General features: G+C 74.9%; 12 protein-coding genes. 6 read left to right on the top strand and 6 right to left on the bottom strand.

Going from position 1 to position 13,889, the window contains the following annotated elements; all coding sequences use genetic code 11:
* Positions 1-41: 41 nt before the first annotated feature.
* From ABD990_RS07980 to ABD990_RS07970, 3 genes are all read left to right on the top strand, one after another.
* The gene (locus ABD990_RS07980; RefSeq protein WP_345379406.1) at positions 42-1,340 is read left to right on the top strand and encodes a sensor histidine kinase; all 1,299 of its coding nucleotides are present in this window, start codon (positions 42-44) and stop codon (positions 1,338-1,340) included.
* The gene (locus tag ABD990_RS07975; protein ID WP_345379405.1) at positions 1,337-1,978 is read left to right on the top strand and encodes a response regulator; all 642 of its coding nucleotides are present in this window, start codon (positions 1,337-1,339) and stop codon (positions 1,976-1,978) included. The genes ABD990_RS07980 and ABD990_RS07975 overlap by 4 nt, the downstream gene beginning before the upstream one ends.
* A 203-nt stretch (positions 1,979-2,181) precedes the next feature.
* A complete protein-coding gene (locus ABD990_RS07970) occupies positions 2,182-4,218 on the top strand; it encodes a C40 family peptidase (RefSeq protein ID WP_345379404.1) in 2,037 nt (678 codons plus the stop codon).
* Between the two features lie 510 nt (positions 4,219-4,728).
* Here the strand turns inward: ABD990_RS07970 and ABD990_RS07965 are convergent.
* Complete coding sequence (locus tag ABD990_RS07965) at positions 4,729-6,510, bottom strand: NHL domain-containing thioredoxin family protein (protein WP_345379553.1); 1,782 nt, start codon at positions 6,508-6,510, stop codon at positions 4,729-4,731.
* Between the two features lie 51 nt (positions 6,511-6,561).
* On the opposite strand from ABD990_RS07965, the gene ABD990_RS07960 reads away from it, so the two are divergent.
* Positions 6,562-7,368, top strand: coding sequence for an Fpg/Nei family DNA glycosylase (locus tag ABD990_RS07960; RefSeq protein ID WP_345379402.1), 807 nt, complete (start codon positions 6,562-6,564; stop codon positions 7,366-7,368).
* Positions 7,369-7,376: 8 nt separating this feature from the next.
* Here the strand turns inward: ABD990_RS07960 and ABD990_RS07955 are convergent, their stop codons facing one another.
* The gene (locus tag ABD990_RS07955; RefSeq protein WP_345379400.1) at positions 7,377-8,033 is read right to left on the bottom strand and encodes a phosphatase PAP2 family protein; all 657 of its coding nucleotides are present in this window, start codon (positions 8,031-8,033) and stop codon (positions 7,377-7,379) included.
* Between the two features lie 63 nt (positions 8,034-8,096).
* Complete coding sequence (gene pgi / locus ABD990_RS07950) at positions 8,097-9,758, bottom strand: glucose-6-phosphate isomerase (RefSeq protein WP_345379552.1); 1,662 nt, start codon at positions 9,756-9,758, stop codon at positions 8,097-8,099.
* A gap of 158 nt (positions 9,759-9,916) precedes the next feature.
* Between pgi and ABD990_RS07945 the strand changes: the two genes are divergently transcribed.
* Positions 9,917-10,363, top strand: coding sequence for a hypothetical protein (locus tag ABD990_RS07945; RefSeq protein ID WP_345379399.1), 447 nt, complete (start codon positions 9,917-9,919; stop codon positions 10,361-10,363).
* Between the two features lie 84 nt (positions 10,364-10,447).
* Here the strand turns inward: ABD990_RS07945 and ABD990_RS07940 are convergent, their stop codons facing one another.
* The gene (locus ABD990_RS07940) at positions 10,448-11,845 is read right to left on the bottom strand and encodes a phenylacetate--CoA ligase family protein (protein ID WP_345379397.1); all 1,398 of its coding nucleotides are present in this window, start codon (positions 11,843-11,845) and stop codon (positions 10,448-10,450) included.
* Positions 11,846-11,893: 48 nt separating this feature from the next.
* A complete protein-coding gene (locus tag ABD990_RS07935) occupies positions 11,894-12,487 on the bottom strand; it encodes a TetR/AcrR family transcriptional regulator (protein WP_345379550.1) in 594 nt (197 codons plus the stop codon).
* A gap of 333 nt (positions 12,488-12,820) precedes the next feature.
* On the opposite strand from ABD990_RS07935, the gene ABD990_RS07930 reads away from it, so the two are divergent.
* Complete coding sequence (locus ABD990_RS07930; protein ID WP_345379396.1) at positions 12,821-13,669, top strand: DoxX family protein; 849 nt, start codon at positions 12,821-12,823, stop codon at positions 13,667-13,669.
* 28 nt (positions 13,670-13,697) lie between these two features.
* Here the strand turns inward: ABD990_RS07930 and ABD990_RS07925 are convergent, their stop codons facing one another.
* A complete protein-coding gene (locus ABD990_RS07925; protein WP_345379395.1) occupies positions 13,698-13,829 on the bottom strand; it encodes a hypothetical protein in 132 nt (43 codons plus the stop codon).
* Positions 13,830-13,889 lie beyond the last annotated feature (60 nt).

The following is a 13,889-nucleotide window of genomic DNA, read 5'->3' as shown; positions in this document are numbered from 1 at the left end:
GCCGGGTGGGGACCGGTGCGCGCGTGGGCTTGGGTGGGGGCATGAGCGAGGAGGGGGTCCCGGCGGCGGTCGTCACGCCCGGGCCGGCGGTCGGGGCGGTCCGGCGGGGGCTGCGGTACCTGGTCACGGGCCTGCCGTTGGGCGTGCTGGCGTTCGTCGTGGCGGTCGCGGGATTCGCGGCCGGGATCGGCACGGTCGTCGTGTGGGTGGGGCTACCGGTGCTGGCCGGCACGTTCGTGCTGTCCCGGCGGCTGGCCGACGTCGAGCGGCGGGCCACCGAGGCCGCCACCGGCCGGGCGCTGCCGCCGCACCACTACCGTCCCCGGCGCGGGCGCGGCGTGATCGGCATGCTCGGGCGGCTCGCCGACCCGCAGTGCTGGCGGGACCTGCTGCACGCGGTCGTCGGCCTCCCGGTGCGGCTGGCCTGCTTCGTGATCGGGGTCGCCTGGGTGGTCACCGGCCTCGGCGCCTCGCTGTACGTGCTGTGGGAGTGGTCCCTGCCGCGCGGCGAGCGGACCGGGCTGATCGACGTGATCACCGGGGTCGCGTCCCGGGCGCTGGACGTCGCCTTCACGACCCTGGTCGGTCTGGTCCTGCTGGCCACGACGCCCTGGGTGGTCCGGGCGCTCGTCGCCGTGCGCGCGGGTCTCGCGCGCGGCCTGCTCACCAACCGGACCGCCGCGCTGCGTGCCCGCGCCGTGCAGCTGGCCGCGGGGCGGCGGGCCGCTGTGGCCGCCGAGGCCGCCACCCTGCGCCGGCTCGAGCGGGACATCCACGACGGCCCCCAGCAGCGGCTCGTCCGGCTGACGATGGACCTCGAGGCGGCCGACCGCCGGCTCGACGACGACCCCGACCGTGCCCGGCCGCTGATCGCCGAGGCCCTCACCCAGACCCGGGAGGCGCTGGCCGAGCTGCGGGCGTTGTCCCGGGGCATCGCCCCACCGGTCCTGGCCGACCGCGGGCTCGTCGCGGCGCTGGCCGCCGCGGCGGCGCGGTCGACCGTGCCGGTGAGCGTCGAGGTGGAGCTGCCGGCGGGGGAGCGGCCGGCGGCGGCCGTGGAGAACACCGCGTACTTCGTGGTCACCGAGGCGCTCACCAACGTCGCGAAGCACTCGGGGGCGACCCACGCCACCGTCGACGTCCGGCCCCGGCGCGCCGACCTCGTCGTCCGGGTGACGGACGACGGCGTCGGCGGCGCCCATCCGGCCAAGGGCCACGGATTGTCGGGGCTGTCCGAGAGACTGTCGGCGGTGGAGGGGCGGCTGGAGGTCGCGAGCCCCGAGGGCGGGCCGACGGTGATCACGGCGTGGATCCCGCTGGCCGGGTTGGAGGACGCGTGAGGGTGGTGCTGGCCGAGGACTCGCTGCTGCTGCGCGAGGGCCTCGTGCGGCTGCTCGACGAGGCGGGGGCCGAGATGGTGGCCGCCGTCGGGGACGGGGACGCGCTGGTCACCGCGGTGAAGGAGCACCGGCCGGAGGTGGCGGTCGTCGACGTGCGGATGCCGCCGACCTTCACCGACGAGGGGCTGCGGGCGGCGCTGGAGATCCGCCGGGAGTGGCCGGACACGGCGATCCTGGTGCTGTCCCAGTACGTCGAGGAGTCCTACGCGGCGGACCTGCTGGCCGCCGGCGGGGGTGTGGGCTACCTGCTCAAGGACCGGGTGTCCCGGCTCGCCGAGCTGTCGGACGCGCTGGAGCGGGTGGTGGCCGGCGGGACCGTGCTCGACCCGGAGGTGGTGTCCGCGCTGCTGACCCACCGGCGTCGGCGCGACCCGGTCGAGTCGCTCACTCCCCGTGAGCGAGAGGTGCTCGGGCTGATGGCCGAGGGGCGCACCAACACGGCCATCGGCCGCGACCTCGTGATCACCCAGGGCGCGGTCGAGAAGCACATCTCGTCGATCTTCACCAAGCTGGGGCTCGCGCCGTCGGGTGACGACCATCGGCGGGTGATGGCGGTCCTGGCCTGGTTGCGGGCCTGACGACCACGCGGGCCGCAGATCCCGCCCGTCCGTGTGATGGCGGATGCGGCGTGTGTCCGCCACGCTCTCGCCGGTCCAGTCGGGGCGACCGGTCGGGGGAAGAGTCGATGGCGCTGCGCGAGCGTATGCCGGTTACGGAGTCACGATCCGTCACGAGGCGGTCGGGCCGGCATCGGGCCGGGTCGCGCCGGCCCGCGATCGTCGTGCCGGAGCAGCGCGGAACCTCCCACCGCTGGGTCACCGCGGAGGCCGACGAGCGGGCCCGGCGGCGGGAGGCGCGGCGGCGCCCGGCTGCTCCGGTCGCGGCCGCCGAGCCCGGTCCCGGCGTGGAGAGCCGGTCCGAGCGCGCGGAGGCGGCCCGGAGCGCGGCCGCCGGCCTCGCCGGGGCGCGGCTGGCCACGGCGCTGGTGAGCCGGGTCGTCACGGACTGCCGCCGGGAGGCGACGACCCGGATCGCCGACCGGATCGCCGGCGCTCGTGCCCCGCTGCCCGAGCCGGGCGTGGTCGACCGCGCGCCGGAGCCGGGGGTGACACGGTCCCTGCCGGTCCGCTACCGCGGCGTGGACGGGCGGCACCGTCCGCGCCGGCTCGCGATCGGGGTGTGGGTGCTGCTCGGGTTGCTGATGGTCGTGGCCGTGGGTGCGGTGCCGTCGGCGGCCCGGCACACCGGCGTCCTGACCTCCGACGCGGCCGCCGAGCGCTTCCCCGGTGTGTTCCCCGAGAACACCGAGCCAGGGCCGGGCGGCGGCGATCCCGTCGCCCCGGCGCCCGCGGAGTTCACGACCGCGCTGCCGGACGGCCGCGCGCAGGTCGCCGTCGACGCCGCGCTCTCGCAGGTGGGCGTGCGGTACCAGTGGGGCGGCGACGGCCCGTCCGCCGGTGACCAGGGCTTCGACTGCTCGGGGCTCACCGTCTTCGCCTACGGCGCCGCGGGGATCACGCTGCCGCGCACCGCGCACCGGCAGTACGTCGCCGGCCCGCACGTGCCCGCGGACGCCCCGTTGCAGCCCGGGGACCTGGTCTTCTACGGCTCCCCGTCGGCGGTGCACCACGTCGGCGTCTACCTCGGCGACGGACGCATGGTGAACGCCCCGACCTTCGACAAGCCGGTGCAGACCTCGTACTACCGCTGGCGCGGCGACGACTACCTCGGCGCCACCCGGCCCGCGGCCCCCGGTCCGCGCACCACCGGGATGCTTCAGGTGCTGCCCGAGCCCCGGGGCTTCGCGCCGAACGAGTGGCCGCGGACCTTCGACGCCCCGGCCGCGCCGGCGCCCGCCGCCGCGATCGCGCCGAGTGCGAGCCTGCCGCCTGAGTCGGTGACGGCGGCCGCGGCGATGGCCGCCTCGGCCGGCCCGCTCAGCGTGGTGGACGGGGGTGTGCCGTCCGGCCCGGGGTCGGCCGGGGTGGTGCACGGCGAGCCCGCCGCGGCACCGGCCACCGGTCCGGCCGCCGCGGGGCAGGCCTGGCGCCCCGCCGCGGCGACCTGGCGGCTGCCCGCATCCGGTGGGAGTGGGGCAGCGGCGCCGGAACCCGCAGCTCCGGCGGCCCCTGCTGCTCCTGCGGCTCCGGCAACCGCGGCGGCTCCGGTACCGCCGATCGGTGGGTCGGCTCCGGTCGTGGCCCCGGGGGATCAGGCGGTTCCGGGGGATCAGGCGGCCCCGGCGGATTTGGTTGCCCCCAGGGATCTGGCGGTGCCGGTGGGGCAGGCGGCGCCGGTGGATCTGGCGCCCTCGGAAGATCAGGTGGCTCCCGGGGACCTGGCGGCGCCGGTGGGTCAGGCGGCCGGCACCGACCCGGCAGCAGCGGTGGCCGGCGCAGCTGCGCCGGCGGGACCGGCCGGAGCCGTGGCCGCTCCACCGTCCGACGAGGCCGCAGCGCTGGCTGCCCCGGCGACCCCACGCGTCGGCACCCTGACGCTGCCCGACGGCGAGCTCCCGTTGTTGGCGGCGCGGCTCGAGGAGGCCGGTGTCCCCGTGGCGCCCGAGCCGGGGACCGCCGCGCTGCTCGACGAGGGCGGCGCCCAGCTCGTCGTGCTGCGCTCGACCGAGGACCTCCCGCTGGACCAGCAGCTCACGGTCGCCCTCGACGGTGCCGATCCGCGGTCGCGCACAGTCGTGGAGGCGACGTCGCTGTCCGCGGAGCAGCTCGCCGAGCACGTCCGCACCCTGCCCGCGGGCGAGTTCCAGGTCGTCGCACCGGCGGCCGACGGCACCTGGACGGTCGCCGAGCTCGAATGACGGTGTCGGCCCGGCTAGAGCCGGCGTCGGACGAGCACCGGCGTTGTCGAAGGCGCATCCAGCAGCGCCCGGTGCTGATCGCGTCACAGGTGATCGGTGCTCTGGTGCGCTGAGGGCGGTGGCGCGGGCCCTCACTGCATCCGAACGTCGATCACCGTGCCGCCGCCGGCGGTGGCGACTCCCGGCCGGCGAGGCTGCACGCGGATCGGCGAGCACTGCAGGCACGCGGATCGGCGAGCACCGCAAGCACGCGCATCCGCGAGCAGCGAAGGCACGCGGATCGGCGAGCACTGCAGGCACGCGGATCGGCGAGCACTGCAGGCACGCGGATCGGCGAGCAGCGAAGGCACGCGGATCGGCGAGCACTGCAGGCACGCGGATCGGCGAGCACTGCAGGCACGCGGATCGGCGAGCACCGCAAGCACGCGCATCCGCAAGCATTGCAAATGTGTCCCGGAGACACCCTGGACCGCGGCCCGGTGAGCACAGCGCCCGAGGCGCCGGCTCCCGTCAGCCCCCGTCGACGGCCCGCAGGTCGAGCACGAGCTCGGCGGGGACCTCCCCCTCCGCCACCACCCGCACCGGCACACCCCAGTCCTGCTGGTAGCGGTGGCAGGCGGCGAAGACGGCGTCGCCCTCGTCGCAGGCCGCTGCCGTGACGCTCACCGACAGCACGCCCTCCCCGGGCGCGAGCCGCAGCGACCGCACCAGCCCGGGCGCGGTCCCAGCGCCCTCGACCAGCAACGACGAGGGCGACGCCGCCACCGTCAGCACCGTCGGGTCGCCGAAGCGCGTGTCGAGGTGCTGCCCGGTGGGCGGGGTGAAGTCGATCGTGAGCGCGACGGGGCCGGCCGCGAGGTCGGTGCGCGGCCGTCGGACCGTGTGGGCACCGGCGTCGACCAGGGCGCCGGCCGGGATCGGCAGCCGCACCAGCCGGTGCGCGGCCGATTCCACGACGACCAGCGTGTCGCCGTCGACCAGCACGTCGCTGGGCTCGGCGTGGCCCTGCGCCAGCGTCGTGACCTGCCCGCCGGCGATCCGGCGCACCGCACCGTTGTACGTGTCCGCCACCGCGACCGACCCGTCGGGCAGCACGTCGACGCCCAGCGGGTGCTGCAGCAGTGCCTCCCGGGCCGGCCCGTCGCGGAACCCGAAGTCGAACAACCCGAGGCCCACTGCCGTGCTGACCTGCGGCGTCGCGGCGAGGTCGAGAGCCCGCACGGCGGAGGTCTCGGCGTCGGCGATCCACAGCACGTCGCCCGCGACCGCCAGCCCGGACGGCTGGGCGAAGAAGGCGTCCGTGACCGGCCCGTCCCGCAGCCCCTCCGCGGTGGTCCCGGCGAGCACGGCGAGCTCGCGCGAGACCGGCGAGAAGCACCACAGCTGGTGCCACCCGGCCATCGCGATCACGATCCGGTCCCGCCACCACGCCACGTCCCAGGGCGTCGACAGCTCCGCGGCCGTCCCGCCCGGCTCCACCCGCTCGCGCAGCGGCGAGCCGGTGCCCGCCACCGTCGTGACCTCCCCGTCGGCGAGCCGCAGCCCGCGCAGCGCGTGGTTCACCGAGTCGGCGACGACGACGTCGTACCCCACCTGCGCGGCCACCTCGTCCGGCAGCACGGCCAGGCCCTGGGGCTCGGAGAACTCCGGCGCGCTCCCGTCGCGGAACCCGCGCGCCCCGGTCCCGAACCGCCGGACCTCGGCGAACTCCGGGTCGAGCTGCACGAGCTGGTGGTGTGCGGTGTCCGACACCAGGAACCCGCCGGGCACCGCCACGACCTTCCCGGGGCACCGCAGCGAGGTCGACGGCGGCGGGGGAGCGACGTACGGCCCGTCGCCCCGCCGGAGCGTGCCCTTCGTGGTGTGCTCGGCGACCAGCTCGCGGATCAGCACGGCCAGCCCGTGCGCGTGCCCCTCGCCCGCCATCTGCGCGACGACGTACCCCTCCGGGTCCACCACCGCCAGCGTCGGCCAGGCGCGCGCGGCGTAGGCGTCCCACATGGCCAGGTCCGGGTCGTCGAGCACCGGGTGGTGCACGCCGTACCGCTCGACGGCCGCCTCCACCGCCGCCGGCTCGCCCTCGTGGGCGAACTTCGGCGAGTGCACCCCGACGACCACCAGGACGTCGGCGAACTCCTCCTCCAGCGGGCGCAGCTCGTCGAGCACGTGCAGGCAGTTGACGCAGCAGAAGGTCCAGAAGTCGAGCAGGACGATCTTGCCGCGCAGGTCCGGAGCCCGCCCGCCCGTGTTGAGCCATCGACGTCCGCGCAGCTCCGGCGCCCTCACCCGCATCACGGCCGGATCAACGCGCGGCGCGGCCGCTGCTGTTCCAGACTGGTCGGCGTGCCGGAACTGCCCGAGGTGGAGACCGCGCGGAAGGTGCTCGAGCACGCCCTGGACCGCGAGATCCGGAGCGTCGACGACAACGACGACTGGGTCTGCCGTCCGCACCCGCCCGGCGAGATCGCGGAGGCGCTGGTCGGGGGACGGCTGACCGCGGTGCACCGGCGGGGCAAGACGATGTGGTGCGAGACCGTGAACCGCGACGGCGAGGAGGGCCCGACGCTCGGCGTGCACCTCGGCATGGGCGGCCGGGTGATCGTGACGAACGACGAGGGCGAACGGGTCGGCGGCGGCCCGGAGCGGCCCGACCGGCAGCCCCGCAAGCCCGAGTGGGACCGCTTCACCGTGAACTTCGTCGACGGCGGTCGGTTCCGGCTGTTCGACAAGCGCCGGCTGGGGCGGATCCGCCTCGAGCCGGACCTCTCGGGCCTGGGGCCGGACGCCGAGGAGATCTCCGCCGCCGACTTCCGCACCCGGATCGCGCGGAGCCGCTCGGCGGTCAAGGCGCGGCTGCTCGACCAGTCGGTCATCGCGGGCGTCGGGAACCTGCTGGCCGACGAGACATTGTGGCGGGCGAAGATCAACCCTGCCGTCCCTGCCGACGAGCTGGACCGCGCGGAGCTGGACCGGCTGTACCGGAACCTCGAGAAGGCGCTGAAGGCCGCGATCGCGAACGGCGGGGTGCACACCGGCGAGGTCATCGAGCACCGGCACCCCGGCGGGCACTGCCCGCGCTGCGGCGCGGAGATGCGGCACGGGGCCGTCGGCGGCCGCAGCACCTGGTGGTGCACGAAGGAGCAGCAGTAGCCCCCGCCTCAGGCGGGCACGGCCGGCTCGGGGTGCCGGGCGCGCCACCACAACAACGCCCCGGTGCACACCGCCAACCACGCCGCACCCGTGGCCCAGCCGGCCACGACGTCGCTGAACCAGTGCACCCCGAGGTAGATGCGGGTGTAACCGATCCCGCCGATCCAGCCCGCGGCGACCAGCAGCGCGCCGAGCCGGAGCGGACCGGTCAGGTGGGGCCAGGCCAGCACGACGAGCGCCCCGACGACGGCCATGGACATCGTGGCGTGGCCGGAGGGCAACGACTCGTTCCCGGCCTCGACCAGGCGCACCGGCAGTGGCGGCCGGGGCCGGTCGAGGATCCGCTTGACCAGGGTGAACACCACACTGGCACCGGCCATCATGGCGATCAGCCACACGCCGTCCGCCCGGCGGCCACGGGCGAACAGGACGCCCCCCGTGACCACGGCGAGCAGCGCCATCACGGCGGTGCTGCCGAGGTTGGTGAACACGACCAGGATCGCGGTGACCCCGACGGACCGGCTGTCCATCGCCCCTGCGAGGGCCGAGCGGTCCTCGTCCGCCGGCCCGACTCCGGTGAACGCGGCCCAGATCAACCCTGCCGCCAACGCGAGCAGGAGGACGGAGCAGGTCGCGGTGAGGGTGAGCGCGCGGCGGGTGGGCACCCTCCCACTCTGCCCAAGCGGGCCGCGCGCCGCCCGCCGATCCGCGGGATCCTCAGGGTGGGCTCAGCCGCGGCCCCGGAGAGCGCGATACCGGCGGATGAGGGCGGCGGTGGAGGCGTCGAGCGCGGAGAAGTCGGGGTCCTCGCCGTAGAGCGCGGGGCCGAACTGCTTGGCCATCACCTTGCCCAGCTCCACGCCCCACTGGTCGAAGCTGTCGATGCCCCAGATCGTGCCCTCCACGAACGTCTGGTGCTCGTAGAAGGCGATGAGCTGACCCAGCGTCGACGGGGTGAGCTTCGGAGCGAGGATCGTCGAGGTCGGCCGGTTGCCGGGCATGACCTTGTGCGGCACCACGTCCGCGGGCGTACCCTCGGCCTCGATCTCCTCCTTCGTCTTGCCGAAGGCGAGCGCGGCCGTCTGCGCGAACAGGTTGGACATGAACAGGTCGTGCATGTCGGCACCGCCCTCGCCGGGCAGGTCGTGGTTGGGCTCGGCGAAGCCGATGAAGTCCGCCGGCACCAGCCGGGTGCCCTGGTGGAGCAGCTGGTAGAAGGCGTGCTGGCCGTTCGTGCCCGGCTCGCCCCAGAAGATCTCGCCGGTGAGGGTGGTGACCGGGCTGCCGTCGCCGCGCACCGACTTGCCGTTGCTCTCCATGGTGAGCTGCTGCAGGTAGGCCGGCAGCCGGTGCAGGTACTGCGAGTACGGCAGCACCGCGTGGGTCTGGGCGCCGAAGAAGTTCGAGTACCAGACGTTGAGCAGCCCGGCGATCACCGGCAGGTTCGCGTTCAGCGGGGCGGTGCGGAAGTGCTCGTCGATGGCGTGCATGCCGGCGAGGAACTCGGAGAAGCCCTCCTGGCCGATCGCGACCATGAGCGAGAGCCCGATCGCGGAGTCGACCGAGTAGCGCCCGCCGACCCAGTCCCAGAAGCCGAACATGTTCGCCTCGTCGATGCCGAACTCGCGGACCTTCTCCGCGTTGGTCGACACGGCCACGAAGTGCTTCGCGACGGCCTTCTCGTCACCCAGGCCGTCGACCAGCCAGGTCCGGGCGTTGCGCGCGTTGGTCAGCGTCTCGAGCGTGGTGAAGGTCTTGGACGAGACGATGAACAGCGTGGTCGCCGGGTCCAGGTCGCGGGTGGTCTCGGCGAGGTCGGTCGGGTCGATGTTGGACACGAACCGGCACTCGATCCCGCGGTCCGAGTAGTCCTTGAGCGCCTCGTACGCCATGACCGGGCCGAGGTCCGAGCCGCCGATGCCGATGTTGACCACGGTCCGGATGGGCTCGCCGGTCGCGCCGGTCCACTCGCCGTCCCGGACCTTCGTGCTGAACTCGCCCATCCGACGCAGCACGGCGTGGACGTCCGCGACGACGTCCTGACCGTCGACGGTCAGCGAGGCGTCCACCGGCAGCCGCAGCGCGGTGTGCAGCACCGCCCGGTCCTCGCTGGTGTTGATGTGCTCGCCGGAGAACATCGCGGTGATCCGGTCCGGCAGCCCGGCCGCCTCCGCCAGGGCCACCAGCTTCGGCAGCGTCTCGGCGGTGATCCGGTGCTTGGAGTAGTCGAGGACGAGGTCGGCGCCCTGGACGGTCATCGCCTCCGCCCGGCCGGGGTCGGCGTCGAACAGCTCGCGGAGGTGCGTCGGCTCGACGGCCGCGTGGTGCTCGGTCAGGGCCGCCCACTCCGGGGTCGCGGTGATGTCTCGGGGGATGTCCACGGCGGACATCATGCCCGCGTCCGGCCTGGCTGACACGCTCCGCGGACCGGAGATCGACGGTGTGGCTACCACGAAGGCGACAGTGGTGGGGGCGTGCTGTCCGGCGCGGGGCCGCACGCGGTGTCCTGTGGTCCGACGACGACAGCACCCCGAGAAGGAGCGTCCCCGTGAGCGAGCAGCCCGCCCCCGCCGCCGGCAACACCGGTTCCGCCGTCCTCGCCAGCCCCGCCTGGATCATCGGCGGCCTGCGCAACCGCCCCGGCTACCTCGTGACCGCCGCGACACCGCCCGGCCCGCCCCGGATCGCCTTCACCGACGGCGAGGAGACGGCCTTCGACGTCCCGCTCGCCGAGGTCTCCGACGTCACCTACCCCTGGTACTGGTTCGGCGGCGGCTTCAAGGCCCGGATCGGCGGCAGGACCGTGAAGATCACCTTCGTGAAGCCGAACGGCATGCCGAGCCCGAACCCGTCCGCGCTCGGGATCGGCCTCTCGGCGCTCGGCGTCGCGGCCGCCTTCGAGGGGGTCGGGCACGTCGGCGACCTGGCCGGGCTCGCGTGGATCGCCCCGGGCCGCAAGGCGACCGCGCAGTGGCGCGAGGTGCTCCCGGCCTGACACCGGGCCTGGCCGCAGCCGCGCCTCCCGTCCGTGCCCCTCTTCGCGCCCCTCTTCGCGCCCCTCTTCGCGCCCCGTGTGCCGTCACCGTCCCGGCAGCGGGACGAAGCGGCGCAGCTTGCCCGTGGCCGGGTCGCGGTCCAGGGCGGGGGCGAGTCGCACGGTGACGTCGGGGCGGCGCAGTCCGGCGCGGGCGAGGGCCGCTGCGACCTCGGCGGCCACGCCGTCCGTGTCGACGGTCCCGGCGCCGGCGGCGGCGACGGCGGTCACGGCGACCCCCGCACCGGTCTGCCGCACCTGGTACTCCGCGATCTGCGGCACCCCGACGAGCACCGACCGCACGACGAAGGGATGGACGGTCACGCCCTCCCAGCGGAAGCTCTCGTCGCTGCGGCCGCTCACCGTGGCGCGCAGGTGGCCGTCGCCGGGCTGCGCGGTGAGCACGTCCGTGAGCTCGTAGCGGATCAGCGGCTGGACGCGGTTCTCCAGATTGGTGACCAGGACCTTCGCGGACGGTGTGCCGGGCGGCACCGGCCGGTGGTGCTCGTCGACCAGCTCCACGATGCAGCCGTCCTCGGCGAAGACGATCGCCTCGCCGTCCGGCGGGCTCGCCCCGACCAGGCCCTCGGTGGAGCCGAACGTGTCGATCACGGGCACGCCGAAGCCGTCCCGGACGGCGGCGCGCATCTCCGGCGTCAGCGTCTCGCTCGTGCAGGTGACCGTCAGTGGACGGATCCGCAACCGGCCGGCCCGCTGCTCGGCGGCCAGCCGCTCGATCATGCTCGCGTAGCCGTAGAGCAGCGGGGCCTGCACGGCGTTGAGCCGCTCGACGATCTCCGGCACCGGCAGCGTGGCCGGCACGGGCACGAAGTGGAACGGCAGTGCACCACCTGCGAACTGCGCGGCGCCGCCGGTCGGGTGCACCGCGGAGCGGGCGGAGACCATCGCGATCGGCAGGCCGCCGGGCGGCGGCCCGCCCATCGCCTCGATCCGGGCGACGAGCCCGCGGCAGAGCGAGCCGAGGAACTGCCGGAGCGCGGGCGGGTCGAACACGTACACCCCACGCCGACCCGAGCTGCCGCCCGAGGTGAAGGCGACGTACTCGCCGAGGATCGGTTGCGGTTCGGCGGTACCGGCGGCCAGGGCGCTCTCGACGAGCCGGGTGCCGAGCCGCCGGTCGGTGAAGACGTCGTCGAGCGCCGCCATCATCTCGGCCTTGGTCATGACCGGCAGCGCGGACAGGTCGCGCGGATCGACGGCGTCGGGGTCGACGCCCGCGAGCCGGCGCGCGTGGAAGGGCGAGCGTTCGGCGGCGTGGGCGAGCAACGCCGCCAGGCGCTCGCGCTGGTGGCCCACGATGCGGTCGCGGCCCCACGACACCCGGGAGAGCTGCCCGGGCAGCGTCGGCACCAGCTCGGCCTGCAGCCGCTCCCGGTAGGCGGCGAAGGCGGTGGACGGCGTCGCGGCGGTGGTCGGGGACATGCGCGCCTCCTCGGCGGCTCCTCGGTGGCTCCCTGGTGGGACGGTGGGTCAGGCCGGCTCGACGAGCCGGGACAGCAGGTCGACGACGACCTCGACGTCGACGGGCGTGGTGCCGGCGGCGATCTCCAGCACCCGGCCCGAGGCGAGCGTCATGACGAGCCCGGCCAGCACGGGCGCCGGGTGGACGGGCACGAGCCCGCCGCGTGCGAGGATCGCGGCGATCGCCTCGGAGAACCGCTCCAGCGTGCGGGTGTGCAGCGCCGCGTAGCGGGCGTTGACCTCCGGGGCCCGGGCCGCGGCCACCCGGAACTCGATGAGCAGCCGCGCCCACCCGTCCTCGGCCTCACGCCGTGTGTTGGCGACCAGCAACGCGCGCAGGCCCTCGATCCCGGCGTGCTCGGCCGCCACCCGGGCGTTGAGCTCCGCGCGCTCGGCGATGCGCCGCTCGAGCAGCGCGAGGAACAGGTCGGCCTTCCCGGCGAACTGGGAGTACACGACCCCCTTGGAGAAGCCCGCCTCCTCGGCGATCGCCTCCAGGCGGGCGCCGACGTAGCCCTGGTCCAGGAACACCCGCCGCGCGGCGTCGAGGACGAGTTCGCGGTTGCGTTCGACCTGCTCCGCGCGGGTCAGCCGGACGGCCATGGACAAGGGGAACACCGTGGGTACCCGGATGTCAAGAGTATCTGGATACCAAAAGTATCTCATCGGTCGTCGAAGGCTCCGTGCTCGTCGCGCCTCGGCACCCCTGTGGGTGGCCGAGCGGCCCCGACAAGCGGGGGAGTCGTGGAGACGAACGGTCCGTAACCAGGCGCCGCGGGTTTCGTTACCCGGATGAGTGGTTCACGCCTGCTGTTCATCGCGTGCGGATGACGGACCACCGCAGAGACCGCTGTTCGGCCTACCCGGCGCCGCACTCCGGTCTAGCTTCGTCACCCAGCGCGGTTTGCCGACGACCCCGAGTCAGGAGAGGTCCCGATGTTGACCCGTTCGCTCCCCGAGCCCGCGAAGCACGTGCTCATCCTGCTCGCCCGCTTGACGGTCGCCTTCATCATGCTGGCCCACGTCTGGGACACCTTCGGCGTGAAGGGCTTCGGGACCGCGACCGACCAGTTCGCCAACTTCGGGATCCCACTGGCCATCGTGGCCACCGCGTTCACCCTGGTCGTCGAGCTGGTCGGGTCGATCCTGCTGGCGGTCGGGATCTTCGTGCCCTGGGCCTCCGGCGCGATGGCGTTCGTGATGCTCGGCGCCGTCTACTTCGTGCACGCCCCGCACGGCGTGTTCGTCAAGAACAACGGCTGGGAGCTCGTCGCCCTGATCGCGGCGCTCGTGCTGGCCATCGCCGCGTTCGGCCCCGGCCGCTACAGCCTCGACCACCTGCTGTTCGAACGGAAGCGCGCCGAGGACGTGCCCGCGCCCGTCGACGTGAGCTCCGACCCCGCCGGCGTCCCGGTCGCCCCCGCGCCGGCCACCTTCGCCGCCCGCCCGGCCCCGGCCCAGCGGTGGGACGGGCAGCCCCGGTACGCCGCGCCCGCGCCCGCCCGCCGGTGGGAGGCGGAGGTGCCGGCCGAGCAGCCCTCGCAGCCGGTCCGGGTGTCGGCCGCGCGTCCCTTCTCCCTGTGGGACGACGGTCCCGCCGCTCCGCACAGTGCCGTGGCCGACGCCCCGGCACCCCGCCGGGTGCCGACCGCCTACGCGAACTCCTCGGTGCAGCCCGCCGCCCGGCACGTCGCGTCGGCCCCGCACGCGGACCGGTCCGTCGACTACGCGGACTACGCCGACCCGCACGCGCACCTCGACGCCGTGCACCGCGAGCAGCACTGACCGGTGCCGGGCCGGGCGCCCCCGAACCTCACGACCTCTCCCGCTCCAGGGTCCCGCGCCCGTCCCCGTCCCGCCGCCACGCGACCGCGGCGGGACGGGCGGCCGCGGGGCCCTCGTCGTTCCCGGACGCGGAGATCGCGCTGCGCTTCACGTCGATCACACACTGTGACACCGGACATGATCACCCCGACGGGACGGATCGCCCGGCTACGGTCGGACG

Origin of the sequence: Pseudonocardia yuanmonensis (genome assembly GCF_039542425.1) — a bacterium.
In the GTDB taxonomy this organism is placed as follows: domain Bacteria; phylum Actinomycetota; class Actinomycetes; order Mycobacteriales; family Pseudonocardiaceae; genus Pseudonocardia; species Pseudonocardia yuanmonensis.
Note: the sequence above shows the minus strand (reverse complement) of the source record. Positions and strands in the feature narration are given on the sequence as shown.

Bases quoted from the DNA above. Each gene is read 5' to 3' on its own strand.
- ABD990_RS07980 (WP_345379406.1), top strand. From the start codon at position 42: ATGAGCGAGGAGGGGGTCCCGGCGGCGGTCGTCACGCCCGGGCCGGCG.
- ABD990_RS07965 (WP_345379553.1), bottom strand. From the start codon at position 6,510: ATGCGGGTGAGGGCGCCGGAGCTGCGCGGACGTCGATGGCTCAACACG.
- pgi (WP_345379552.1), bottom strand. From the start codon at position 9,758: ATGTCCGCCGTGGACATCCCCCGAGACATCACCGCGACCCCGGAGTGG.
- ABD990_RS07940 (WP_345379397.1), bottom strand. From the start codon at position 11,845: ATGTCCCCGACCACCGCCGCGACGCCGTCCACCGCCTTCGCCGCCTAC.
- ABD990_RS07935 (WP_345379550.1), bottom strand. From the start codon at position 12,487: ATGGCCGTCCGGCTGACCCGCGCGGAGCAGGTCGAACGCAACCGCGAA.
- ABD990_RS07930 (WP_345379396.1), top strand. From the start codon at position 12,821: ATGTTGACCCGTTCGCTCCCCGAGCCCGCGAAGCACGTGCTCATCCTG.